This is a genomic window from Rhizobium sp. PL01 (genome assembly GCF_033447125.1).
Classification (GTDB): Bacteria; Pseudomonadota; Alphaproteobacteria; order Rhizobiales; family Rhizobiaceae; genus Pararhizobium.
The window spans coordinates 155,334-178,780 of the sequence record NZ_JAWQUM010000008.1 but is presented as its reverse complement, the minus strand read 5'-3'; the positions used below and the strand labels follow the sequence as shown (position 1 = coordinate 178,780).

General features: G+C 60.6%; 17 protein-coding genes. 11 read left to right on the top strand and 6 right to left on the bottom strand.

Features of this window, described 5'->3' with window-relative positions:
- Positions 1 to 29 precede the first annotated feature (29 nt).
- Positions 30 to 1,169 (top strand): efflux RND transporter periplasmic adaptor subunit, encoded by a 1,140-nt coding sequence (locus R6X40_RS19445; protein WP_318415457.1) that lies wholly within the window; start codon positions 30 to 32, stop codon positions 1,167 to 1,169.
- Positions 1,170 to 1,200: 31 nt separating this feature from the next.
- Positions 1,201 to 4,344: an efflux RND transporter permease subunit gene (locus R6X40_RS19440; RefSeq protein WP_318415456.1), complete on the top strand. Its 3,144-nt coding sequence runs from the start codon at positions 1,201 to 1,203 to the stop codon at positions 4,342 to 4,344.
- A gap of 450 nt (positions 4,345 to 4,794) precedes the next feature.
- Here R6X40_RS19440 and R6X40_RS19435 read toward each other — a convergent pair whose 3' ends face one another.
- Positions 4,795 to 5,805, bottom strand: coding sequence for an amino acid ABC transporter substrate-binding protein (locus R6X40_RS19435; protein WP_318415455.1), 1,011 nt, complete (start codon positions 5,803 to 5,805; stop codon positions 4,795 to 4,797).
- 103 nt (positions 5,806 to 5,908) lie between these two features.
- Positions 5,909 to 8,962 carry an aminotransferase class III-fold pyridoxal phosphate-dependent enzyme gene (locus tag R6X40_RS19430; protein ID WP_318415454.1) on the bottom strand — a complete coding sequence of 1,018 codons (3,054 nt, stop codon included), beginning with the start codon at positions 8,960 to 8,962 and terminating at the stop codon, positions 5,909 to 5,911.
- 128 nt (positions 8,963 to 9,090) lie between these two features.
- Between R6X40_RS19430 and R6X40_RS19425 the strand changes: the two genes are divergently transcribed.
- The 3 genes from R6X40_RS19425 (at position 9,091) to R6X40_RS19415 (ending at position 11,927) form a co-directional block, all read left to right on the top strand.
- Positions 9,091 to 9,525, top strand: coding sequence for an Lrp/AsnC family transcriptional regulator (locus tag R6X40_RS19425; RefSeq protein ID WP_060509122.1), 435 nt, complete (start codon positions 9,091 to 9,093; stop codon positions 9,523 to 9,525).
- Positions 9,526 to 9,923: 398 nt separating this feature from the next.
- Positions 9,924 to 11,216, top strand: coding sequence for an NCS2 family permease (locus R6X40_RS19420; RefSeq protein WP_318415453.1), 1,293 nt, complete (start codon positions 9,924 to 9,926; stop codon positions 11,214 to 11,216).
- 291 nt (positions 11,217 to 11,507) lie between these two features.
- Positions 11,508 to 11,927, top strand: a complete 420-nt coding sequence (locus R6X40_RS19415) for a GNAT family N-acetyltransferase (RefSeq protein WP_318415452.1) — start codon at positions 11,508 to 11,510, stop codon at positions 11,925 to 11,927.
- Positions 11,928 to 12,138: 211 nt separating this feature from the next.
- On the opposite strand, the gene R6X40_RS19410 is transcribed toward R6X40_RS19415, so the two are convergent.
- The 3 genes from R6X40_RS19410 to puuE form a co-directional block, all read right to left on the bottom strand.
- Positions 12,139 to 12,507 (bottom strand): YciI family protein, encoded by a 369-nt coding sequence (locus R6X40_RS19410; RefSeq protein ID WP_318415451.1) that lies wholly within the window; start codon positions 12,505 to 12,507, stop codon positions 12,139 to 12,141.
- Positions 12,508 to 12,653: 146 nt separating this feature from the next.
- A complete protein-coding gene (locus R6X40_RS19405) occupies positions 12,654 to 13,139 on the bottom strand; it encodes an ureidoglycolate lyase (protein WP_318415450.1) in 486 nt (161 codons plus the stop codon).
- A gap of 13 nt (positions 13,140 to 13,152) precedes the next feature.
- Complete coding sequence (gene puuE, locus R6X40_RS19400; RefSeq protein ID WP_318415449.1) at positions 13,153 to 14,571, bottom strand: allantoinase PuuE; 1,419 nt, start codon at positions 14,569 to 14,571, stop codon at positions 13,153 to 13,155.
- 165 nt (positions 14,572 to 14,736) lie between these two features.
- Between puuE and uraH the strand changes: the two genes are divergently transcribed.
- The 4 genes from uraH to xdhC are packed head-to-tail and all read left to right on the top strand — an operon-like array spanning position 14,737 to position 19,793.
- Positions 14,737 to 15,096, top strand: coding sequence for a hydroxyisourate hydrolase (gene uraH, locus R6X40_RS19395; protein WP_318415448.1), 360 nt, complete (start codon positions 14,737 to 14,739; stop codon positions 15,094 to 15,096).
- Positions 15,097 to 15,099: 3 nt separating this feature from the next.
- Positions 15,100 to 16,575, top strand: coding sequence for a xanthine dehydrogenase small subunit (gene xdhA / locus R6X40_RS19390; protein WP_318415447.1), 1,476 nt, complete (start codon positions 15,100 to 15,102; stop codon positions 16,573 to 16,575).
- 10 nt (positions 16,576 to 16,585) lie between these two features.
- Positions 16,586 to 18,922 (top strand): xanthine dehydrogenase molybdopterin binding subunit, encoded by a 2,337-nt coding sequence (gene xdhB / locus R6X40_RS19385; RefSeq protein ID WP_318415446.1) that lies wholly within the window; start codon positions 16,586 to 16,588, stop codon positions 18,920 to 18,922.
- 4 nt (positions 18,923 to 18,926) lie between these two features.
- Positions 18,927 to 19,793, top strand: a complete 867-nt coding sequence (xdhC, locus tag R6X40_RS19380) for a xanthine dehydrogenase accessory protein XdhC (RefSeq protein WP_318415445.1) — start codon at positions 18,927 to 18,929, stop codon at positions 19,791 to 19,793.
- Between the two features lie 3 nt (positions 19,794 to 19,796).
- Here xdhC and R6X40_RS19375 read toward each other — a convergent pair whose 3' ends face one another.
- Positions 19,797 to 20,711 carry a LysR family transcriptional regulator gene (locus R6X40_RS19375; protein ID WP_318415444.1) on the bottom strand — a complete coding sequence of 305 codons (915 nt, stop codon included), beginning with the start codon at positions 20,709 to 20,711 and terminating at the stop codon, positions 19,797 to 19,799.
- A 135-nt stretch (positions 20,712 to 20,846) separates the two neighbouring features.
- On the opposite strand from R6X40_RS19375, the gene R6X40_RS19370 reads away from it, so the two are divergent.
- Positions 20,847 to 22,082 (top strand): urate hydroxylase PuuD, encoded by a 1,236-nt coding sequence (locus tag R6X40_RS19370; protein ID WP_318415443.1) that lies wholly within the window; start codon positions 20,847 to 20,849, stop codon positions 22,080 to 22,082.
- The gene (guaD, locus tag R6X40_RS19365) at positions 22,079 to 23,407 is read left to right on the top strand and encodes a guanine deaminase (protein WP_318415442.1); all 1,329 of its coding nucleotides are present in this window, start codon (positions 22,079 to 22,081) and stop codon (positions 23,405 to 23,407) included. Before R6X40_RS19370 ends, guaD begins: the two co-directional genes overlap by 4 nt.
- Positions 23,408 to 23,447 lie beyond the last annotated feature (40 nt).

Below are 23,447 nucleotides of genomic sequence, written 5' to 3'. Positions count from 1 at the left end.
CGACTTCATTTTTGATCAGGAGTGCGAACATGTTTTCGCCGAGCCATACCCATATTCGTCTGTCTGTCGTTGCCATCGTATCCGCCGCTGTTTTGGCTCTATCCGGCTGTTCTGAAGAGAAAGCCGCGACCAGTGAAATCGTGCGGCCGGTGAAAGTGGTCGAGATCGCCGCCATCGATACCTCGCGCACCCTCAGCTATTCCGGCACGGTTCGCGCCCGCACCGAGATGAACCTCGGCTTCCGCGTCAACGGCAAGATCACCGAGCGTCTTGTCGATATCGGCCAGAGGGTGAAATCCGGCGATCTGCTCGCCCGCATCGATCCGTCCGATTACGAGCTTGCGCTGACCAGCGCCAAGGCAAGCCTTGAGGCCGCCGAACGGCAGGTCGAAACCCAGGAACTGGCCCGCGTGCGTGCCGAACAGTTGTTTGCCAAGAACGTGGCGCCCAAATCGCAGCTCGAACAGGCAACGCTCAGCTACAACCAAGCGGTTGCCACCCGCGACTCGGCGCGCTCGGCGCTCGATCAGGCGAAAAACCAGGTCAGCTACACCGATCTGAAGTCCGACCAGAACGGCATCGTCACTGCTGTCAGCGCCGATATCGGCCAGGTCGTCGGCTCGGGAACGTCCGTCGTCAGCGTTGCCGTCGATGGCGAAAAGGAAGTGCTGGTCGCCATTCCCGAAACAGATATTTCCCAGTTCAAGCCCGGCAAGATCGTCACGGTCGGGTTCTGGTCAGATGCCGCACTGATGCTGCAGGGCAAGGTGCGTGAGGTGGCAGGCAGTGCCGAGCCGCAGTCGCGGACGTTTGCGGTGCGTATCAGCCTGCCGAATGATCCGAACGTCCTTCTCGGAATGACCTCCGGCATCATAGCCGCTGCTGCCGATACGCAGCAACTGGTCTCCATTCCCCTGAGCGCGCTTGCCAAGAGGGACGATCAACCGATCGTCTGGACCGTCGATCGCACCGCCGGAACCGTGCATTCCCGCCCGGTCAAGGTCGCCGATTTCGCTGCTGACGGCGTTCGGATCGCCGAAGGGCTGAAGCCGGGGGATGTCGTGGTTGCCGCCGGCACCCAGTTCATGACGGAAGGCCTGAAGGTGAAGCTTGACGGCGCAATCACGCAACAGTCTGCCGCCGCCGACAACACCCAGCTCGTGCGCTGACCCCAGATCCATCGAAAGCGGAATCACGCCGATGACCACGACCAACGACCAAAAGCCATCCTTCAACCTGTCGCGCTGGGCAATCGGCCATCCAAGCATCGCGCGCTTCCTTTTCGGGCTGATCCTGATTACCGGCGTGCTCGGCCTGATGCGCATGGGCCAGAAAGAAGACCCGGATTTCACCTTCCGCGTCATGGTCGTGCAGGCGATCTGGCCCGGTGCTTCGATCCAGGACATGGAGGACCAGGTCGTCAACAAGATCGAACGCAAGCTGCAGGAAACCCCGCATCTCGATTTCGTTCGCTCCTATACCCGTGCCGGCAGCGCCATCATCACACTGCAGGTCAAGGGCGATACCAATGCGGCGCAGGTCGCAGACGCCTTTTATCAGGTACGCAAGAAGGTTGGCGATATCGCCAATGAACTGCCGCAGGGTTTGCTTGGCCCCTATTTCAACGACGAGTTCGGCGATACCTTCGTCACCCTGCATTCGCTGAGCGGCGAGGGCTACAGCTATCCGGAGCTGAAGAAATTCGCCATTCAGGCTCGCGACATGCTGCTGACAACGCCGGGCGTCGAAAAGGCCGTGATCATCGGCGACCAGCCGGAAAAGATCTATATCGATTTCTCGTCTGCGGTGCTGGCGTCGCGCGGGCTGACGCTTGCCGATGTACAGAATGCTATCAAGGGACAGAACAATGTCGATCCCGCCGGCTCGGTCGATACCGGCACGCGGTCCGTGCGCATTTCCGTCGAGGGCGGAGTGACCACGCCGTCCGATATCCGCGAGCTGCGGCTGCGTTCCGGCAACGAGGTGACGCGCCTTGGTGACATCGCCACCGTCTCTTCCGGTCTCGAGGATCCCTACCAGCGCAAATACCGTTTCAACGGTGAAGATAGCGTTCAGATCGGTGTGGTCATGGCCAAGGGCTACAAGGTCACGGACGTTGGCACCGCTGTCGAGGAAAGCTACAAGCGCTTTGAAACCGCGCTCCCCTACGGCGTAAAGGTCGATCAGATTGCCGATCAGCCGGAAGTGGTCACCGAGGCCGTCGGCGAGTTCATGAAGGCGCTCGGCGAAGCGCTGGTGATCGTGCTCATCGTTTCCTTCGTATCGATTGGCTGGCGCTCGGGTCTTGTCATCGCCATTGCCATCCCGCTCGTTTTGGCTGCCACCTTCGCCATCATGTACGAACTCGGTATCGACCTGCAGCGCATTTCACTGGGGGCTCTGATCATCGCGCTGGGGCTTCTGGTCGATGACGCCATGATCGTCGTCGAATTGATGGAGCGCAAACTTGAAGAGGGGCTGGACAAGATCGATGCGGCCAGCTTCGCCTATTCCTCGACGGCATTCCCGATGCTGACCGGCACGCTGATCACCACGGCAGGCTTCATCCCGGTCGGTTTTGCCGCCTCGACCGCCGGCGAATATGTGCGCTCGCTGTTCTACGTCGTCGGCATCGCGCTCGTCGTCTCCTGGTTCGTGGCTGTCTATTTCACGCCGTGGCTCGGCTACATGATCCTCAAGCAGCGCGCCCATGCCGGCCAGCATCACGACGTTTTCGACACGGGCTTCTATCGCCGCCTGCGTGCCACTGTCGGCTGGGCGGTGCGCCACCGCGTTATCGTGCTCTCGCTGACGCTCCTGACCTTCGCGACCAGCCTCTGGGCGTTCCAGTTCATCCCGAAGAACTTCTTCCCACAGTCTTCGCGGCCCGAAATCCTCGTCGATCTGTGGCTGCCGGAAGGCACCAGCATCAAGGAAGTGGAAACCCAGGCCAAGGCGCTGGAAGCGAAGATACTGGACGACACCGACAAGAAGTTCATCGCCACCTATATCGGCGAGGGCGCGCCGCGTTTCTTCTTGCCTCTCGACCAGCAGCTGCGCAATCCGAATTTCGCCCAGCTTCTCGTCATGGCCAATGATGAGCCGGCCCGCGAACGGCTGATCGTCAAGCTGCGCACCATTCTGGCCGAGGACTTCCCGACCATCCGCGGCAAGGTCGACCGTCTGTTCCTTGGACCGCCGACCGGCTGGCCCGTCCAGATGCGCGTGACAGGACAGGACCGTGCCGAAGTTCGCCGCATCGCCGATCAGGTCAAGGCGAAGTTCGCCGAAAATCCGCAGCTTGGCGCCATCCATGACGACTGGCTGGAGCCGGTTCCGGCAATGAAGCTGGTCATCGACCAGGATCGTGCCCGGGCGCTTGGGGTCTCGTCGCAGCGCATTCGCCAGATGCTGCAGGCAACCATGAGTGGCGCGCCGCTGGATGATTTCCGCGATGGCGAAGAGACGGTATCCATCGTCGCACGCGAGCAGGAAAGCAGCCGCCATCTGCTGACGGCCGTGCATTCGATCTATATCCCGACCGATTTCGGCAGCTACGTGCCACTGTCGCAGGTTGCCAAGGTCGTGCCCGTTCTCGAGCAGGGCGTCGAATGGCGCCGCAACCGCCTGCCGACGATCACGGTGCGTGGTACGTTGCCCGATGGTGTGCAGCCCAACGACGTGGCGATGAAAATGTATGCCGACATGAAGCCGCTGCGCGACAGCCTCGCGCCCGGCTACGCGGTCGAAATCCAGGGCGGTGCCGAAGATGCGGCCGAAAGCCAGCAGTCGATCGCCGACAAGGCGCCGGTCATGCTCGCCGTCATCGTCGTGCTCCTGATGATCCAGCTGCAGCATTTCGGCAAGGCGATGCTGGTTCTGGCAACCGGTCCGCTCGGCATCATCGGCGCGGCCGCCGCCCTTCTGATCAGCGGCGCGCCGTTCGGGTTCGTGGCTATCCTCGGCGTCATCGCGCTGCTTGGCATCATCATGCGCAACTCGATCATCCTCGTCGACCAGATCGACCAGGATATCGCGGCGGGCATGGAACGCACGGAAGCAATTGTTGGCTCGGCCGTGCGCCGTTTCCGTCCGATCGTCCTGACGGCGATGACGGCGGTATTGGCACTGATCCCGATCTCGCGCGGCGTTTTCTGGGGACCGCTCGCCTATGCGATGATGGGCGGCATTCTCGTCGCCACCGTGCTGACCATTCTGGTTCTTCCGGCCGGTTATGCGTTGTTCTTCGGCAAGCAGCCCAAGGACGAGGTTACGGAGGCGGAGCCGTCAACGGGTGAGGCGGAACAGGCGCCGCATTACCCGGCCGCCATCGCGGCGGAGTAAATCACCGAAATCCCCGGCAATGGCCGGTATCAAGCGATGCCATGCATCCGCTGCGATGCATGGCGTGTGCGGTCAAAGCGACCGGTTGCGATATTGAAACGATTTATGTCGGGGTGAGCCATCCGCTACGCGCATAACGCATAGCTGCTCTGCAAAATACTGCCTACAATTTGGGCTGAATCAATGTATATTGAACTCATCGAAGTGATGCACCTCCTCCCGCAGAGCTTCGATAGTGTAATTGTCCTCACTCCTCCTCCCAGAGGGCATTTGCGGAACGGCAGCACTCCTCCTCCCAGTTGCCGTTCGGTTCTATTCGAAAGCCTGCCGCACCTCCTCCCGCGGCAGGCTTTTTCGATTCTGGGCCTCTTTTTCTTCTCCTCAAGCAAACATAAAAAACCGCCGCGAAGCATGACCTCGCGACGGCTGAAGCTGTTTTATGCGGTTCGATCAGCGCAGCGGTGGCGCGTAGACCAGACCGCCATTGTTCCAGAGGTTGTTCAGGCCACGATCGATCTTCAGCGGGCTGTCCTTGCCGAGGTGACGTTCAAAGACCTCCCCATAGTTGCCGACGGCCGAGATAGCCTGGAAAGCCCATTTCGGATGGAGACCAAAGTTCTTCGAAATCGCGCCGTCTGCACCCAGGAAACGCTTCTGCGCCACGGTACCGGACTCTGCCGTCTTGGCGACGTTTTCCTTGGTTATACCCAGTTCTTCCGCCTCGATCATCGCGAACAGGGTCCAGCGAACGATCTTGAACCACTGTTCGTCACCCTGGCGCACGGCCGGTCCCAAAGGCTCCTTGGAGATGACCTCGGGCAGAACCATGTAGTTGTCCGGATCGGTCAGCGTCAGGCGCTGGGAATAGAGAGCTGACGAATCCGTGGAATAGACGTCACATCGTCCTGTGCCAAATGCCTGGATGGTCTGGTCGGGTTTTTCAAAGGCAATGACGTTGTACGGGATGCCGTTGGCGCTGAAATAGTCGGCCATGTTTTGTTCGGTGGTGGTGCCGGTTTCGGTGCAGACCGAAGCGCCTGACAATTCCTTGGCGCTCTTCACGCCCAGATCCTTGCGGATCATGAAGGCCTGGCCGTCATAGTAGTTGGCACCGACAAAGCTCATGCCCAGATCGGTATCGCGCGACAATGTCCAGGTTGTCTGGCGCGACAGAAGGTCGACTTCACCCGATTGCAGGGCGGCGAAACGCTCCTTGGTGGAGAGCGGCACGTATTGCACCTTGCTGGAATCGCCGAGTGTGGCAGCCGCAACCGCACGGCAGAAATCGACGTCGAAGCCTGACCATTCACCCTTATCGTTCGGGCTCGAAAAGCCAAGCACGCCCTGGCTGACGCCACAGCGAAGTGAGCCGCGTTCGCGGGCGATATCAAGGGTGCCCGCCTGTGCTGCGGTGCCTGCCAGCGCTGCTGTGGCCACTAATGCAAGAATTGCTGATTTCATGGGTTCGTTCTCCTCCGGTTTTTTAAGTCGCACGTGTTCCGTCCGGGCAGCGCCAAGCGCTGCCAAGCTTTTTCTGTTTTTTCTTTGATATTCGCCGGGGTTGTCAGCCCCGGGCTGTCACCGCCTCGAATGTTTCCTCAAGCACCGCCAGCAGATGGTCCGCGTCACGCTTCGAGAAAATCATCGGTGGCCGCATCTTCAGGACGTTGTCATGTGGCCCCTCGGTCCCCATCAACACGCCGCGCTGCCTTGCTCCGTTCGAAACGGCCCGGGAAAACTCTGTCGCAGGCGCCTTGGTCTTGCGGTCGGTGACGAGTTCGATGCCGAGGAAAAGTCCCATACCGCGCACGTCGCCGATCACCTCATAGCGTTCCTGCATCGCCCGGAATCCGGCCATCAGATAGTTGCCAATCTGAAGGGCATTGCCGCGAAGGTTCTCCCCCTCGATGACATCCAAGACGGCGAGGCCGACGGCGCAGGAAACCGGGTTTCCGCCGAACGTGTTGAAATACTCCATGCCGTTGTTGAAGCTGTCGGCAATCTCGCGTGTTGTCACGACGGCTGCCAGCGGATGGCCGTCGCCGATCGGCTTGCCCATGGTGACGATGTCGGGAACGACGCCCTGTTCCTCGAATGCCCACCAATGGCTCCCCACCCGGCCAAAACCGACCTGAACCTCATCGGCAATGCAGACGCCGCCTGCCTCGCGCACCATCCGGTAGACCTCCCTCAGGTAGCCTTCCGGCAGGAACACCTGACCGGCAACGCTCGGGATCGATTCCGCAATGAAGAAGCCCGGACCTTCGCCCTTTGCCTGCATTTGCGCGATCAGTTCCGCAACGCTTTCTGCATAACGTTGGCCGTGTTCTTCGACCGGCCATTCGGTAGGGGCGCGATAACTGTCGGGAACCGCGGCCACATGGACATGCGGCTTCTTTTCCTTGCCGCCCTTGCGGCGGAACTTGTAGGGGCTGATGTCGATCAGCTCCTGCGTCGTGCCATGATAGGCCCAGTCAAGCACAATCGCGTTCTCGCGGCCGGTATGAGCCCGCATCATCCTCAGCGTCAGGCTGTTGGCTTCCGAGCCGCTGTTGACGAAGCCGGCAACCGTCAGCTCCTTCGGCAGCGTTGCGGTCAGCCGCTCGGCATAGGCGACGATGTTATCGTGCAGGTAGCGGGTATTGGTATTGAGCGTCGCCGCCTGCTTGGCCATCGCCTCCACCACGGCCGGATGCGCGTGGCCGATATGGCAGACATTGTTGAAGCAATCGAGATAGGCCCGGCCGCTGTCGTCGATCAGCCAGACACCATCACCGCGCACGAATTTTATGGGCTTGTCGTAGGAGATGGACAGGTTGGGGACCAGCAATTCCTTGCGCAGCTTGACGATCTCGTCATGCGACCGGCCGCTTTTCTCATAGAATTCCGGTGCGATACCAGCAAAGGCATTGGCGTTGGGGAAAAGCTCGGCCCAGACATCGAGATAACGCTCCTCGCCGACGCCGAGGATTTCCGTTGCGGAAAGCCTAGTGTCGATGGAGAGTTGCAGATGCAGGTGCGGCGCCCAGCCTCCGTTTTCCGCTGGAGCTCCCATTTCGCCAACCAGCGCACCGGCGTCCAGACGGTCGCCCGCCTTCAGCCGGCCGAGTGCTTCGTGGGCGAGATGGCCCCAGAGGCTGATGAAGGCCGGGCAGTCTTCTGGTTCATGGCGCAGCGCAATCAGGCAGCCGTAGCCAAGCGGGTCGGGCTCGATCTCGACACTGACGACTGTGGCAGCAGTCGGGGTGTAGAGCCGGGTGCCCGCAGCCATGAACAGGTCGAGGCCGAGATGGCGGATGCGGCGGGTGTTCTCGATCAGCCGCGACACGAACATTTCGCCGGAATAGACAGTGCGCTTCTCTCCCCATGGGCCAATGCCGAGATCGGCGCCGCGCTCGGCAGAGTAAGCCTCCCAGATCGCCTGCGCCTCGTCCGGCTGTTCGCCTGCGGATTTGACCGTCATCGGATGCTGCGGGTCGGCATAGGGAACGAGCGCTGCCGGATAGGTCGCCGCCGGGCGGTCAAGTAGCGGATGAAGTGTTTTCCGGTTGGCGTCGATCCAGGCTGTGACGGCGCGTGTGCCGGGTGTCGCCTCAAAGCCGCAGGCATGGCGCAGGATTGCCGTGGCAAAACGCGGGTTCATCGCATCGAGCTTGCGCAGCAGTGTCCAGGCAGGTTTTTCGCTGATGGCAAGATAGGGGTTGCCGCCCGTATGAGCGTGGCGCGACGCCGAGATTGTCACCGACGTGACGAGCCGCATGGCGATCAGGTCGAAGAGAAGATCAACTTCCTCCTCAAGCAACGGATATTCGGCATGGAAACCGCGGGCGATATTAGCGGCCGCACCAATCGGATCGGCGTGGTCGAGGCCGGCATAGGCGGCAGCAATCGCGACTTCGGCGATGACTGGCGCATAGAGCGCGTCGCCGAGATCGATCAGGCCGGCGATGCGATCGTGATTATCGTCGGCAACCAGCACGTTCCAGTCATTGGCATCGTTGTGAATGACCGTGGAGCGCAGTTTCGGCAACTTCGGCTCGACCACCGTATCGAAACGAGTGAGAAAACGCTCCAGCAGTGCCCGGTCTTCAGCACTGCCAATATGCCGGAGCCTGTCGGCGGAGCGGCCGACATTGCGGATGTTCCAGTCGAGATCGCGAAGCGCACCGGGGTGCATGAAGCCTTGCAAGGCGGTATCGAAGCGGCCAAGCAGACGGCCGAGCGATATCAGCGCTTCCTCGCTGCGGGCGGATTGTGCCAGCGGCAAACCGGGCACCCAGCCGACGAGGCGCAGGAGGTGGCGCACGCCATGGGCACTTGTCGTTTCGCCAAGGCTCGCACCCGAAATCGTCGGGCGGATATGCGGAACAGGCAGGTCGGGTGCATGTTCGCCGACATGGCTGAGAAGAGCCGTCTGGAAATCGCTTTCGACCGGCGGTTCGGCGGCATTGACGATCTTGAGGATATAGATTCCGCCGGTGCTGGCCGTCACCTTGAAGTTCTGGTCGCGTTCGCTGTCGAGCGGCGACAGCGATCCGTCGAGGCCATAATGCTCGGCCAGCAGGCGCTTGGCGTCGTCGATAGAAAAATCCGGTGTGGTCTTCAGCATATCGGTCATGATGGTTCCTCGTCTGCTCTCAGAGTTGCACGGGATGGCAAACCATTGCACCCGGCAATATGCCGGTTGCACCGGCATTATGTTTATAATAACCGTCATCTTGTCGGCACTTTGAAAGGCGCACAATCATGCAGGATACAGACGCGATCGACCGCACGATCCTGAGCATCCTGTCGCGGGAAGCGCGCATCCCGATGAAGTCGCTGGCCGGCCGCATCGGGCTTTCGAGAAGTGCCACGACCGAGCGCGTCAACCGGCTGGAAAAGGCCGGCATCATTCGTGGCTACCGGGCCGATATCGGCCAGCTGGACGAGGGACAGGTGCATGCCTTCCTGCTTCTGACTTTGAAGAAAACGCCGTCGATCGGCGTGCTCGACCGGCTGGCGGGCTTCTCCTCCGTCCGCAAGGTGTCGTCGGTCAGCGGCCAACTCGATCTGGTCGTCGAGGTCGAGGTCGGGTCAATCAACGCGCTGAACGAACTGAGGAACGAGGTGGCGACGATGGAGAATGTCGATGACCTGACGACCTCGATCGTTCTGCGCCGCGACATCGAACGCAGCTGAGCCGCGCTTGACTTTGCTGCAATTGCTTACAAACTGATTTCCAGGCTGAATGTGAGTAATCGACAGTATCCGCACCCGGGCTTCTGCCCGCAGAGTGTTGATTTCTCGCTGGTCAGGCTTTCCCGCGCCAACGCTGTTCCCCGAAAAATTTGAAAGTCTTTCGTTGAGCGCGTCGAAATGGACGGCTAGCGATCCGCCGCGCGAAAACGCACAATCATGAAACCGTGAATGAGACATCCGGCCTGCCGAAATGGTAGCCGGATACTGATCGGGCAGGGGCCCTGACAAGCCGTGACGGCTTGAAGATCGGTACAGTTTTGGTTGGTTCGCCAGAGGAGAAGGCGGTCCTGCCAAGTGGCATGCGCCGGGAATGGATTTTTCCGGCCAAGGGAGGAAATATGTTTGAACGGCTCTTCAAGCTGAGTGAGCACAATACGACGATCCGCACCGAACTGGTTGCGGGCGTCACGACATTTCTCACGATGTCGTACATCATCTTCGTCAATCCGGATATTCTATCGACCACCGGCATGGACCGCGACGCCATTTTCGTCGCGACCTGTCTCGCTGCCGCCCTCGGTTCGATCATCATGGCGCTGGTCGCCAACTGGCCGATCGGCATGGCGCCGGGCATGGGGCTCAACGCCTTCTTCGCCTTCACTGTCGTCGCCGCCCTCGGCTTCACCTGGCAACAGGCGCTCGGCGCCGTCTTCATCTCCGGCCTGATCTTCCTCTTCCTGACAGTGACCGGGATCCGCAGTTGGCTGATCCAAGGCATTCCGCATTCGCTGCGCAGTGCGATTGCCACCGGTATCGGCCTTTTCCTTGGCATCATCGCGCTGAAGAACGCCGGCATCGTCGTCGACAATCCGGCTACATTGGTCGGTCTCGGTAGCCTCAGGGCCACCGGTCCGCTGCTGGCGATCTTCGGCTTCTTCGTCATTGCGGTGCTTGATGCATTGAAAGTCCGTGGTGCGATCCTGATCGGTATTCTCGCCGTCACCGTGCTGTCCTGGGTCACCGGCGTCAGCCAATTCCAGGGCGTCGTCTCGATGCCGCCGAGCATGGCGCCGACCTTCCTGCAACTCGATATCGTCGGTGCGCTGCATGGCGGGTTGGTCCACGTCATCCTCGTCTTCGTTCTCGTCGAAGTGTTCGATGCGACGGGCACATTGATCGGCGTCGCAAAGCGGGCAAACCTCATTCAGGAAGGCAAGCCGAGCCGCCTCGGCCGCGCGCTACTAGCCGATAGCACCGCCATCGTCGCCGGCTCGCTGATGGGCACAAGCAGCACCACGGCCTATGTCGAAAGCGCCTCGGGTGTTCAGGCTGGCGGCCGCACCGGCCTGACCGCTTTGGTCATCGCCATCCTGTTCCTCGCCTCACTGTTCCTTTCGCCACTGGCAGGTTCCGTGCCCACCTATGCGACGGCACCGGCTCTGCTCTACGTCGCAGGCCTGATGATGCGCGAGTTAACCGAAGTCGATTGGGACGACCTGACCGAAGCCGCGCCGGCAGCGCTGACAGCACTTGCGATGCCCTTCACCTACTCGATCGCCAACGGTCTTGCGTTCGGCTTCATCAGCTATGTCGTGTTGAAAGCCTTCACCGGCAAATGGCGCGCCATCCACCCGGCCACCCTGATCGTCGCCGTCCTGTTCGTCATCCGCTTCGCGTTCTTCGCGGAGTGAGATGAGGCGGCGAACGATTGCCTCGTTTCAGATGATCTGTCCGTAGAACGGGCCGCATCCATTGCGGCCCGTTTTCATAACAGGTTCCGGTCTTTCGCTGCTAGCCAGGTGCAGACGCTATGACCAACCCCGATGTCCGTTACGAAAAGCAAGAGACGAAAGATCGCTTAGCATTCTTTGATAGGTTCAGCCGGATTGTGGACAATACCTCGTTGTTCCCGGGTAGTGGTGATTCATGGAGAGCGTGATGATAGAGGGCGTCGTGAAGATAAGGCGATCGGGAGATATCGGATGGACCAACTTGCGTATTCAATCGTGGTTCGAACCCCCTCTGTAGAAGAATATCTGCATCTTCGCGCGGTGTCGGGACTGAGCCCATTCTCGGAAGAGGCGGCTCGAAAGGGCTTGGAGGGGACCGTTTTTTCCGCGGTGGTTTTGTGCGAGGGCTCCGCAGTTGGAATGGGGCGATTGATCGGGGATGGAGGTTGTTTCTTTCAGATCGTGGACATCGCCGTTCATCCTGAACATCAGGGACGCGGACTCGGAAAGATGATCATGAAGGCAGTTATGGGCCATATAGAAAATGAACTTCCTGGCTCAGCCTATGTTAGTCTGATCGCGGACGTGCCTGCTGACACACTCTACGAAAAGTTCGGCTTCAAGGAAACGGCCCCACGGTCTCTCGGGATGGCATATCGTGTTGCACATTAAGCATGGCCGTGAATGGTGCACTTCCGGAATTTTCCGCCGCTGCTTCCGGTCCATATCAGTCTAGCCACGCGAAATAGCCTCAATCTTCTTCTGCTTTTCGCCCGGATTCCGCGTTGTTGGCCAAAGCCGTAAAGACCCGGCGGGGGTCTCAGCCGTTGCCGGGTCTCTTGTGTATCCGATCACGCAACGCGCGACCTCCGCCATCAGCGTCTCATTGCCAATCGGCCATCTCGTAGAGTGGCCGGATTTCGATCTCGCTCGGGCCGGGCATCGGATTGGGGCAGCGCTTCACCCAGGCGATCGCTTCATCCATATCCTTGACCTCCCACAGCCAGAAGCCGGCGACCAGCTCTCGGGCCTCGGCGAAGGGGCCGTCGATGACCGTCCGGCGGGAACCATCGAACGCGACGCGTTTGCCCGCCGAAGATGGTTTGAGGCCATCGGCATCGCGCAGGATACCGGCATCGCGAAGCTCATCGTTGAACTTGCCCATCGCCACCATCATCGCGTTGGTTTCTGCCGTGGGGAAAAAGCCTTTTTCGCTGTCTTCGGTCGCTTTGACCAACACCATCACACGCATTGTCTGTCTCCTCGCTAGAGCAGGCCTCATCGGGTCTGCATCCTAACGACGAATGGGTGTTTCGGAAATCGACATCCTTCTGCAAAACTATTTTCAACAATCGGAATGCAGTCGCGAGGTGCTGGCCTCAGCAATGACGGGAGGGATCAGCGGATCAAGAACGGCGTCTCATAAAAATGCTCTTCCAGATTGACGCCCTCGCCGGCGCGGTCGACGACGGCGAAATCGGAGAGCCCGTCGAGCGGTGTCAGGATACCGTGCCAGACATTGCGGCCGATATTGACGCCCTGTCCGGGCGCCGTCTTGAAGGCGATTGGCTCGCCCGGTCCTTCCGGCGTTTCCACGGCAACCACCACGAGGAACGGATGTTCGCTCAAGGGAATGAACGCCTGGCTGCCGAATGGGTGGCGCTCCACCATACCAAGCTCCAGGGGTAGCGGATAAGGCTCCCCGCGCAGCAGGCTGATCATCGGACGGGCCTTCTCGCCGGTCGTCTCGATCTTGGCCAGGTCATGATAGCGCACGCATTTGCCGGCGTTGATCGGAAAATTATGCGCTCCCTCGGTTTCAAGGACGTCGCCGAAGGGGGCGAAAGCTTCGCGTGTCAGCGGCTTGATATCGATCGTCTTCATCGTTTCTCTCCCCTCAGTTCGGTAACATGTCGGTGAGACGGAGCTGTGCAATCCGCTCGACCTGGCGGCAGGCCGTTTGAAATTCTGTCTGCCAGTCATTGCCGATGCGGCGCTGGAAAGCTGCCAGAATGTCTGCCTTGCCAAGACCGCGCACGGCGATGATGAAGGGAAAGCCGAATGTTTTGACATAGCGGCCATTGAAAATGTTGAACTGTTCGCGCTCTGCGTCCGTCAACGCGTCGAGCCCGGCGGATGCCTGTTCGCTGGTTGAGCTTTCGGTCAGGCGCTTGGCCTGTGCGAGCTTTCCGGCGAGATCCGGGTGGGCGTTGAGCACCGCCAGCCGCTCCGTTTCGCTTGCACCGCGAAAGACAGCCGCCAGCGCCGCATGCAGGCCAATCGCCGTGTCGTTGGCCGCGCCCAGTTCGCCTGAAAAGGCACGCCGTGCGATCCAGTCCGAATGTTCGAAAACGCCACCGAAACGGGCAACAAACGCCTCTTCTGAAAGACGCGAAGGGCGGTTTTCGTTCGGCTTGAAGGGAAATGCCTTTGCCCAATGATCAGCGATATCGATGCGGCGGGCGATCCAGACCTTGTCGTGGCTTTTGACGTAATCGATGAACCGGGCAAGGGCTGCGGCGCGGCCGGGACGTCCCACGAGACGGCAATGCAGGCCGATATTCATCATTTTTGGCGCGCCTTGTGCGCCTTCGGCATAGAGCACGTCGAACGTGTCCTTCAGGTAGCTGAAGAACTGGTCGCCGCTGTTGAAACCTTGTGGCGTGGCAAAACGCATGTCGTTGGTGTCGAGCGTGTAGGGAATGACCAGCTGGTGTTTGCCGCCGTGCTCATGCCAGTAGGGCAGGTCGTCGGCGTAGCTGTCGGAGACATAGGCAAATCCGCCTTCTTCGGTCACCAGATCGACGGTGTTTTCCGAACAGCGGCCGGTGTACCAGCCGCGCGGCCGTTCGCCGGTGACAAGCGTATGCAGCCGGATGGCTTCAGCGATCTGCTTGCGCTCCTCGGCCGGGTCCATGTCCTTGTGTTCGACCCATTTCAGCCCGTGCGAGGCGATTTCCCAGCCCGCACTCTGCATCGCCGCCACCTGTTCCGGAGAGCGCTTGAGGGCGGTGGCAACGCCATAGACGGTGACCGGAATGTCCCGCTCGGTCAGAAGCCGGTGCAGCCGCCAGAAGCCAGCGCGGGCACCGTATTCATAGATCGATTCCATGTTCCAATGGCGCTGGCCGGCCCATGCGCTGGCGCCGACGATCTCCGACAGGAAAGCTTCCGATGCGATGTCGCCATGCAGCACGCAGTTTTCGCCGCCTTCCTCGTAGTTGACGACGAATTGCACGGCAATGGGGGCTTCGTCCGGCCAGGCGGCGTTCGGTGCGTTTGCGCCGTAACCCTGTAGATCGCGCGGATATCTCATGAAATCATTCCTCCCAAAACGTTCGATTGACCAATTTCTAACTGCAAACCACGCGCGCCATTCCCCCTCAAAATTTTGAAAGTCTCGAACGATCCGCCCGCTACCGCAGGGAAGTGGAGTGACGGATAGTGGCCCAATCAATGCAGTCTTCGGGAGGTGAAACGCATGCAATCTGGAACAGCCGGCCGGCTGACGACCCACGTGCTCGACACGGCGCTCGGCAAGCCCGCCGGGAACCTGCGCATCGATCTCTTCCGCATCGACGGCGAGCGCGCCGAGCAGATCGGCTCCACCCGAACGAATGACGATGGCCGCTGCGATGCGCCGTTGTTGAGCGGCGAGGCGATGAAGTCCGGAACCTACGAGCTGCGCTTCCACGCTGGCGACTATCTCGGTCAGAAGGACGGCGAAGTCGCGTTCCTCAACATCATCCCCATCCGCTTCGGCATCGCAGACGTGTCAGCGCACTATCACGTGCCGCTGCTGCTTTCGCCCTACAGCTATTCAACCTATCGCGGGAGCTGAGCCATGACCGTGCAGATCCGCAGTTCCATCCGTTTCCTGCTCAATCGCCGCCTGGTCGAGCTCTCCGCCGTTTCGGCAGTGCAGACATTGCTCGATTTCCTGCGGCTCGACCGCAATTTGCGCGGCACCAAGGAAGGCTGTGCCGAAGGTGACTGCGGCGCCTGCACCGTGCTGGTCGGACGCCTGCTGGATGGCCGGCTGAAATATGAAAGCGTCAATGCCTGCATTCGCTTCGTCGGCTCGCTGGATGGCTGCCATATCGTCACCGTGGATTCGCTTGCTGCGCCCGGTGGTCCGCTGCATCCGGTGCAACAGGCAATGGTCGATACGCACGCCTCGCAATGTGGCTTCTGCACGCCCGGTTTCGTGATGTCGCTCTACGGCCTCTGGATGGAAAATCCGAAGCCTTCGGTGACCGAGATCGAAAAGGCGCTACAGGGCAATCTCTGTCGCTGCACCGGCTATGCCGCCATCATCCGCGCTGCAGAAGCCGTGTCGGTGATTGGCGATCTCGACCGGGATCCGCTGGTCGTGGAGCGCGCAACGATCATCCAGAAACTGGAGGGCTTGAAGGACGGCAAGCGCGTCGAAATGGGAGAGGGCGCCGAGCGTTTCATGCTGCCGGCCTCCGTCGAGGATCTCGCCGAAATCTATGAAGCGGAGCCCAAGGCCCGTATTGTCGCGGGTTCCACCGATGTCGGTCTGTGGGTGACGAAGTTCATGCGCGATATCGCGCCGGTCGTGCATCTCAGCCATCTCGATGAATTGCGCCGCATTGTCATCGATGAAACAGGCATCACCTTTGGCGCCGGTGTCAGCTACACGGAATCCTTTCCGCCGATCTCGAAGCATTTCCCGCAGCTTATCGAGCTCTGGAACCGCATTGGCGGCCAGCAAGTGCGCAATATGGGCACCATCGGCGGCAACATCGCCAACGGCTCGCCCATCGGCGATACGCCACCGGCGCTGATTGCGCTGGGTGCATCCGTCATCCTGCGCAAGGGCAAGGTGAGCCGCACTGTTCCGCTCGAAAGCTATTTCATCGAATACGGCAAGCAGGATCGCCAGCCCGGCGAATTCGTCGAAGCCGTGCGCATCCCGTTCCTCGACGAAAATGCGCGCTACGCGGTCTACAAGATCACCAAGCGGCTGGATGAGGATATCTCCGCCGTCTGCGGCGCTTTCCGCCTGGCCTTCGATGGCAATGGCAAGGTGTCCGGCGCCGTGATCGCCTTTGGGGGAATGGCCGGTACGCCGACGCGGGCCGACAATGCAGAGGTCGCGTTGATCGGTGCCGAATGGACCGAGGCGACGATCGACATCGCTATGGATGCGCTGGGCAAGGACTATACGCCGCTGACCGATTGGCGTGCATCTGCCGATTACCGGTTGCTGGTGGCAAAGAACCTTCTGCGCCGCTTCTATCTGGAGACGCAGGGCGATGAGACTGTCCGGCTCGACCGCAAGCAGGCTGTGTGAGGAGAAAACCATGAACGTCATGCAGCCTATCGACCGCATCCGCGGCGGCGTCCACGAAAACGAACGTCATGAGTCCGGCCACAAGCACGTCACGGGCACAGCCGAATATATCGACGACATTCCGGAACCCGCAGGCACGCTGCACGCCTATCTTGGCCTGTCGCAGCGGGCGCATGCGCAGATTCTGTCGATGGATTTCGACGCGGTCAGATCCGCACCCGGCGTTATCGGTGTCCTCACGGCCGACGATATTACCGGCGAGAACGATGTCAGTCCCGCGCACAAGCATGACGACCCGGTCTTTGCGACCGGCAAGGTCGAGTTCCATGGCCAGCCGATCTTCGCCGTCATCGCCGAAACCCGCGATGAGGCCCGCCGAGCCGCTGCCAGGGTCAAGATCGAGTATCAGGACTTGCCGCACGTCACCGATGTTCTGGAAGCGGCAGCCGCGAACTATCCGCTGGTGATCGATCCGCTAAAACTCGAGCGCGGCGATATCGCTGCCGGGTTTGCCAAGGCGAAGAACGTTCTCGAAGGCGAGATGCGCATCGGCGGGCAGGATCATTTCTATCTTGAAGGCCACATCTCCTTTGCCATTCCGGGCGAAGACGACGAAATCTTGCTCTATTCCTCGACGCAGCACCCAAGCGAAACCCAGCATATGGTCGGGCAGGTCCTCGGCGTTGCTTCCAATGCCGTGACCATCAATGTGCGCCGCATGGGCGGTGCCTTCGGTGGCAAGGAAACGCAGGCAAACCTGTTTGCCGCCGTTGCAGCGCTTGCGGCAAAGAAATATCGCCGCGCGGTCAAAATCCGCCCGGACCGCGATGACGACATGACGGCGACCGGCAAGCGCCACGATTTCCATGTCGGCTACAAGGTCGGATTCGATGATGACGGCCGGATCGAAGCCGTCGATGCGACCTTCTCGGCCCGTTGCGGCTTCTCTGCCGATCTCTCCGGCCCGGTCACTGACCGGGCACTGTTCCACGCCGACAACTGTTACTTCTATCCGCATGTCCGGCTGCGCTCGCGGCCGCTGAAGACCAACACCGTTTCCAACACTGCCTTCCGCGGTTTTGGCGGCCCGCAGGGCATGGTCGGCGGTGAGCGCATGATAGAGGACGTCGCCTATGCACTCGGCAAGGATCCCCTCGAAATCCGCAAGCTGAATTTCTACGGCGGCGAGGGGCGGAACCTGACGCCCTATCACCAGACCGTGGAAGACAACATCATCGGCAGTATCATCGAGGAACTGGAAACCTCCTGCGACTATGCAGCGCGGCGCGACGAGGTGCTCGCCTTCAACCGCAACAGCAGCGTCATCAAGCGCGGTATCGCGCTGACGCCGGTCAAGTTCGGCATCTCCTTCACCAAGACGGAATACAACCAGGCCGGTGCGCTGGTGCATGTCTATGCGGATGGGTCGATCCATCTCAACCATGGTGGCACCGAGATGGGGCAGGGGCTCTACACCAAGGTTGCGCAGGTGGTGGCTGATGAATTCCAGGTTGATCTCAACCGGATCAAGGTGACCGCGACGACCACCGGCAAGGTGCCGAACACATCGGCAACCGCGGCGTCGTCTGGCACTGACCTTAACGGCATGGCCGCCGCCAATGCCGCCCAGCAGATCAAGGCGCGGCTGGTAACCTTTGCCGCCGAGCGCTGGGGCGTCAGCGAGAAGGATGTCGCCTTCGAACCGAATACGATCCGCATCGGCGCGGAACGCATCGCCTTTTCCGAACTCATCAAGATCGCCTATGGTGCGCGCATCCAGCTCTCGGCGGCAGGTTTCTACAAGACGCCAAAAATCCATTGGAACCGCTCCGAAGGCCGGGGCCGGCCGTTCTTCTACTATGCCTACGGTGCCTCCTGCTCCGAGGTCAGCGTCGATACGCTGACCGGCGAATATCAGGTTGATCGCACCGATGTGCTGCACGATGTCGGCAAGTCGCTCAACCCGGCGCTCGACATCGGACAGGTCGAGGGTGCCTTCGTGCAGGGCATGGGCTGGTTGACCACGGAAGAATTGTGGTGGGATGCCAAGGGGCGGCTGCGCACCCATGCACCGTCGACCTACAAGATCCCGCTCGCCTCCGACCGGCCGCGCATCTTTAACGTCAAGCTGGCGGAATGGTCCGTCAACCGTGAGGAGACCATCCGCCGTTCCAAAGCCGTCGGCGAACCGCCGTTCATGCTGCCGATCTCGGTGCTGGAAGCAATCTCGATGGCGGCGGCGAGCGTTGCAGGTTATCGTATTGCACCACGCATCGATGCACCGGCAACGCCGGAGCGGGTTTTGCTTGCCGTCGAGCGTTTGCGGCAGGCAGCGAAGAACGGATAGGGTCATGGCCGCCAGACGCGAAGACATCAGGGATTTTCTGCGCCGCGAGCCGGATTGTGTGCTCGTCGAAGTGACGGGTGCTGCCGGCTCGACCCCGCGCGACACTGATGCCTGGATGCTGGTGGCGGCCGAGGGACTGTTCGGCACGATCGGCGGCGGCCAGCTTGAATATATGGCCATCGACCATGCCCGCCGCAGCCTTCGGCAAGGTGTTCCCGCCGAGGCGATGAATGTTCCGCTTGGCCCGGAAATCGGCCAGTGTTGTGGCGGCCGGGTCGGTCTCTCCTTCACGGCGATGAACACCGAGCTGGCAACCTTCCTCATTGCCCGGAGCGACCGCGACATGGCCGCCCGTCCACATGTCTACGTCTTTGGCGCCGGCCATGTCGGCGACGCACTCGCCATGGCCCTGTCGCTGGTGCCGCTGCGTGTCGTGCTGGTCGATACCCGCGAAGACGAACTCTCCGCTTCGACTGTTCCCGGCATCGAAACTTGCCTGACGGCCATGCCTGAAGCGGTCGTCCGTGATGCCCCGGCCGGAAGCTCCTTCGTCGTGCTCACCCATGATCATGCCCTGGATTTTCTCATCACCGCAGAGGCTCTGCGCCGCGACGATGCCGCCTATGTTGGCATGATCGGCTCCAAGACCAAACGCGCCACCTTCAAGAACTGGCTGTCGCGTGAAATCGGCCGCCCGGAGCTTTTCGGCCGCCTGATCTGCCCGATCGGCGGCACGGCTGTGAAGGACAAGCGCCCGGCAGTGATCGCAGCCCTGGCGGCGGCGGAGGTGATGACGGTTGCCCTGAATTACAGGGTGGGCGAGGCCGTCATCCCCGCCCGCAAGAGCCGAGCTGCGGCCGCCGCTCTCTAGCGCCTACTCCAGCATCTTGCCGATCATGCGCTGACAGCGTTCGGCCATGAAATCGATCATCAGCCGGACCTTCGGGTCCTGAAAACGCTTGTGCGGATAGATCGCGGCGAGCTGGACGCTGGCGGGTGGGTTGTCCTTGAGGATTTCAACCAGCGTTCCATCGTTGAGATGGGCCTTCACCTCGAACAGCGGCTTGTTGATGATACCCCGGCCTTCCAGTGCCCACTGGGTCAGGACATCGCCATCATCGGAATCGTAGGGGCCGCCGATCTCCAGCTTGCGGGTGCCGTCCGGCGTTTGCAGGGTCCAGAAATATTCCTTCGAGCCCGGATAGCGCAGCAAAAGACAGTCATGCTTGTCGTCGATCAGGGCATCGGGCGTTTCCGGCGTGCCGCGTTTTTCGAGGTAGGCGGGTGCGGCACAGACGACGCGCTGACAGTTGAGGATGCCGCGCATGCGCAGGTTGGAATCCTCCAGAACCCCGAGCTTGAAGGCGACATCGACGCCTTCGCTCAAGATATCGACATTGTGGTCGGAGAGGCGCACGCGCACCTCGATATCCGGATATTTATCGTGGAATTCAGGAATGCCAGAAGCGATCAGCCGGCGGCCAATGCCGAGCGGGGCGGTGATCCGGAGCGACCCCTTCGGATTATGCGAGAGATCGGCGATGGCGCTTTCCGCCTCGTTCACAGCCTCGATGATTTTGACCGCACCCTGGTAAAACACCCGGCCATGCTCTGTCGGCGACAGCTTGCGCGTCGTGCGGTTGAACAGGCGAACGCCGAGGTGGCGTTCCAGTTCCTTGATGCGATTGCTGGCGACGGCCGGCGTCACACGCTGGTCGCGGCCGGCTGAGGAAAGGGTACCGAGTTCAACCACCCGGACGAAGACGCGCACGTTATCGAGATAGGACATGGATTTCTTCTATCACATCGCAAATCGGACGGCATCGGGGGTGATCTTATAGATTTTTTTGAAAGTGTTGGGGATTAACCGGCATTTCGGTTGGTATCGCGCGATGGCAGAAAGCTCCCAAATAGGGAGGCCTACATGTATGAATACGCCATTGCCTGGGATTGGCTGACCTTCGCCGTCCGCTGGCTTCACGTCATCACCGCCATCGCCTGGATCGGTTCGTCGTTCTATTTCGTTGCGCTCGACCTCGGTCTACGCAAGCGCCCGGATCTCCCGGCTGGCGCCTATGGCGAGGAATGGCAGGTGCATGGCGGCGGTTTCTACCATATCCAGAAATATCTCGTCGCGCCGTCCAACATGCCGGAGCACCTGATCTGGTTCAAATGGGAAAGCTACGTTACCTGGCTGTCCGGCTTCGGCATGCTGTGTCTGGTCTATTATGCCGGTGCGGATCTCTATCTCATTGATCCGAACGTGCTCGATGTGTCGAAGCCCGTCGCCATCGGCATCTCGCTTGCCTCGCTCGCCTGTGGCTGGATCATGTACGACCTGCTCTGCAAGTCGCGCTTCGGCAATGACAACACCCGGCTGATGGTGGCGCTGTATTTCATCCTGGTCGCAGTTGCCTGGGGCTATACGCAGCTGTTCACCGGACGGGCCGCCTTCCTGCATCTCGGCGCCTTCACGGCGACGATCATGTCGGCGAACGTTTTCTTCATCATCATGCCGAACCAACGCATCGTCGTCGCCGACCTGATTGCCGGGCGCACGCCGGATGCCAAATACGGCCGGATCGCCAAGCAACGCTCGACGCACAACAACTACCTGACGCTGCCCGTTCTGTTCCTGATGCTCTCGAACCATTATCCGCTGGCCTTCGGCACCCAGTTCAACTGGATCATCGCCTCGCTGGTCTTTTTGATGGGCGTCACCATCCGCCACTATTTCAACACCCGCCATGCCAATACCGGCAATCCGACCTGGACCTGGCTGGCGACCGTGTTGCTGTTCATCGTCATCATGTGGCTTTCGACCGTGCCGAAGATCCTGAGCGGCGAGCCGGAACAGATTTCTGCCGCACAGCAGCCTTTCGTCACCGCCGAAGCCTTCCCGAAGGTGCGCGACACGATCCTCGGCCGCTGTGCCATGTGCCATGCAAAGGAACCCGGCTGGGAGGGCATGATCGTCCCGCCGAAGGGCGTGATGCTGGAGAGCGACGCCCAGATCGCCGCTCATGCCCGGGAAATTTATCTGCAGGCAGGACGCTCGCATGCGATGCCGCCCGCCAATGTGACCGCCGTCACCGACGACGAACGCAAGCTTTTGGTCGCCTGGTACGAGACAGTTGTGAACGGAGGAAAAACCCAATGACCGAACTCCTGATCCGTGGACGTGTGCTCACCTTTATCGATGAGCCCAAGGGTATCGATGATACCGCATCCTATCTGACCGTGGACGATGGTGCCGTTTTGGTGCGTAACGGCAAGATTGTGGCCGTTGGCGAATATACCGAGATCAGCAAAACAGCCGGCGCCGGCGTCGAGGTGGCCGATCATCGCCCGCATCTCGTCTTGCCCGGCCTGATCGATACGCATCTGCATTTCCCGCAGACGCAGGCGATCGCCTCCTACGGCGCGCAGCTACTCGAATGGCTGAACACCTATATTTTCGTCGAGGAACAGAAATTCGCCGAGCCGGAACATGCGGCCTTCATCGCCGGTCGGTTCATGGACGAGCTTTTGTCGAACGGCACGACGACAGCGGTTGCCTATTGTTCGGTGCACCCGCAGAGCGTCGACGCCTATTTCACAGCGGCCGAACAGCGCGGCATGCTGATGGTTGGCGGCAAGGTGATGATGGACCGCAATGCGCCGGATGCGCTGCGTGATACCCCGCAAAAGGGTTATGACGAGACCAAGCGGCTGATCGGAAAATGGCATGGCCGGGGTAGGGCGCACTATGCCATCAGCCCGCGGTTTGCCATCACCTCGACGCCTGAGCAGTTGGAGATGAGCCAGGCGCTGGTGGCCGAGCACCGCGATTGCTACGTGCAGACTCATCTCTCCGAAAACAAGGACGAGATCGCCTTTGCCACCTCGCTCTATCCGGATGCCAAGGACTATACCGACATCTATGCCCGCTACGATCTTTTGACCGAGAAAACGCTGCTCGGGCATTGCATCTATCTCAGCGACCGGGAAATCTCGGTGCTGGCGGAAACCGGCGCCGTCGGCGTGTTCTGCCCGACTTCCAACCTCTTCCTCGGTTCGGGTCTGTTTGACCGCGACCGGTTCGACAAGCTCGGCGCACGCTGGTCAGTGGCGACCGATGTCGGGGCGGGCACCAGCTTCTCGATGCTGGAAACGATGGACGAGGCCTACAAGGTGCTGCACCTGCAGGGCCAGCGCCTGTCGCCGCTCAATTCCTTCTACCGCATGACGCTTGGCAATGCCCGGGCGCTGGGGCTTCAGGATCGCATCGGGTCGCTGCATGTGGGTGCCGATGCCGATATCGTCGTGCTGGATTCCAGCGGCAAATCGGCGATGGAACTCAGGATGCGCACGGCAAAATCGCTGACCGACGAACTGTTCATCCTACAGACGATGGGCGACGATCGCTGCGTCGCCGAAGTCTATGTGGCGGGCAAGGCGATGAAGGGGCGGAAAGCTCCTGTGCGGGCTCTGGAAATGGCTTGAGTTTTGTACCCTCCCCTTCGGGGGAGGGGCTGCATGTGGT

Excerpts from the sequence above, each read along its gene's own strand:
- R6X40_RS19440 (WP_318415456.1), top strand. The coding sequence starts at position 1,201 with ATGACCACGACCAACGACCAAAAGCCATCCTTCAACCTGTCGCGCTGG.
- R6X40_RS19435 (WP_318415455.1), bottom strand. The coding sequence starts at position 5,805 with ATGAAATCAGCAATTCTTGCATTAGTGGCCACAGCAGCGCTGGCAGGC.
- R6X40_RS19415 (WP_318415452.1), top strand. The coding sequence starts at position 11,508 with ATGGACCAACTTGCGTATTCAATCGTGGTTCGAACCCCCTCTGTAGAA.
- R6X40_RS19370 (WP_318415443.1), top strand. The coding sequence starts at position 20,847 with ATGTATGAATACGCCATTGCCTGGGATTGGCTGACCTTCGCCGTCCGC.
- R6X40_RS19375 (WP_318415444.1), bottom strand. The coding sequence starts at position 20,711 with ATGTCCTATCTCGATAACGTGCGCGTCTTCGTCCGGGTGGTTGAACTC.
- xdhA (WP_318415447.1), top strand. The coding sequence starts at position 15,100 with ATGACCGTGCAGATCCGCAGTTCCATCCGTTTCCTGCTCAATCGCCGC.
- guaD (WP_318415442.1), top strand. The coding sequence starts at position 22,079 with ATGACCGAACTCCTGATCCGTGGACGTGTGCTCACCTTTATCGATGAG.
- R6X40_RS19410 (WP_318415451.1), bottom strand. The coding sequence starts at position 12,507 with ATGCGTGTGATGGTGTTGGTCAAAGCGACCGAAGACAGCGAAAAAGGC.
- R6X40_RS19420 (WP_318415453.1), top strand. The coding sequence starts at position 9,924 with ATGTTTGAACGGCTCTTCAAGCTGAGTGAGCACAATACGACGATCCGC.
- R6X40_RS19425 (WP_060509122.1), top strand. The coding sequence starts at position 9,091 with ATGCAGGATACAGACGCGATCGACCGCACGATCCTGAGCATCCTGTCG.
- xdhC (WP_318415445.1), top strand. The coding sequence starts at position 18,927 with ATGGCCGCCAGACGCGAAGACATCAGGGATTTTCTGCGCCGCGAGCCG.
- R6X40_RS19430 (WP_318415454.1), bottom strand. The coding sequence starts at position 8,962 with ATGACCGATATGCTGAAGACCACACCGGATTTTTCTATCGACGACGCC.
- uraH (WP_318415448.1), top strand. The coding sequence starts at position 14,737 with ATGCAATCTGGAACAGCCGGCCGGCTGACGACCCACGTGCTCGACACG.
- puuE (WP_318415449.1), bottom strand. The coding sequence starts at position 14,571 with ATGAGATATCCGCGCGATCTACAGGGTTACGGCGCAAACGCACCGAAC.
- R6X40_RS19405 (WP_318415450.1), bottom strand. The coding sequence starts at position 13,139 with ATGAAGACGATCGATATCAAGCCGCTGACACGCGAAGCTTTCGCCCCC.
- R6X40_RS19445 (WP_318415457.1), top strand. The coding sequence starts at position 30 with ATGTTTTCGCCGAGCCATACCCATATTCGTCTGTCTGTCGTTGCCATC.
- xdhB (WP_318415446.1), top strand. The coding sequence starts at position 16,586 with ATGAACGTCATGCAGCCTATCGACCGCATCCGCGGCGGCGTCCACGAA.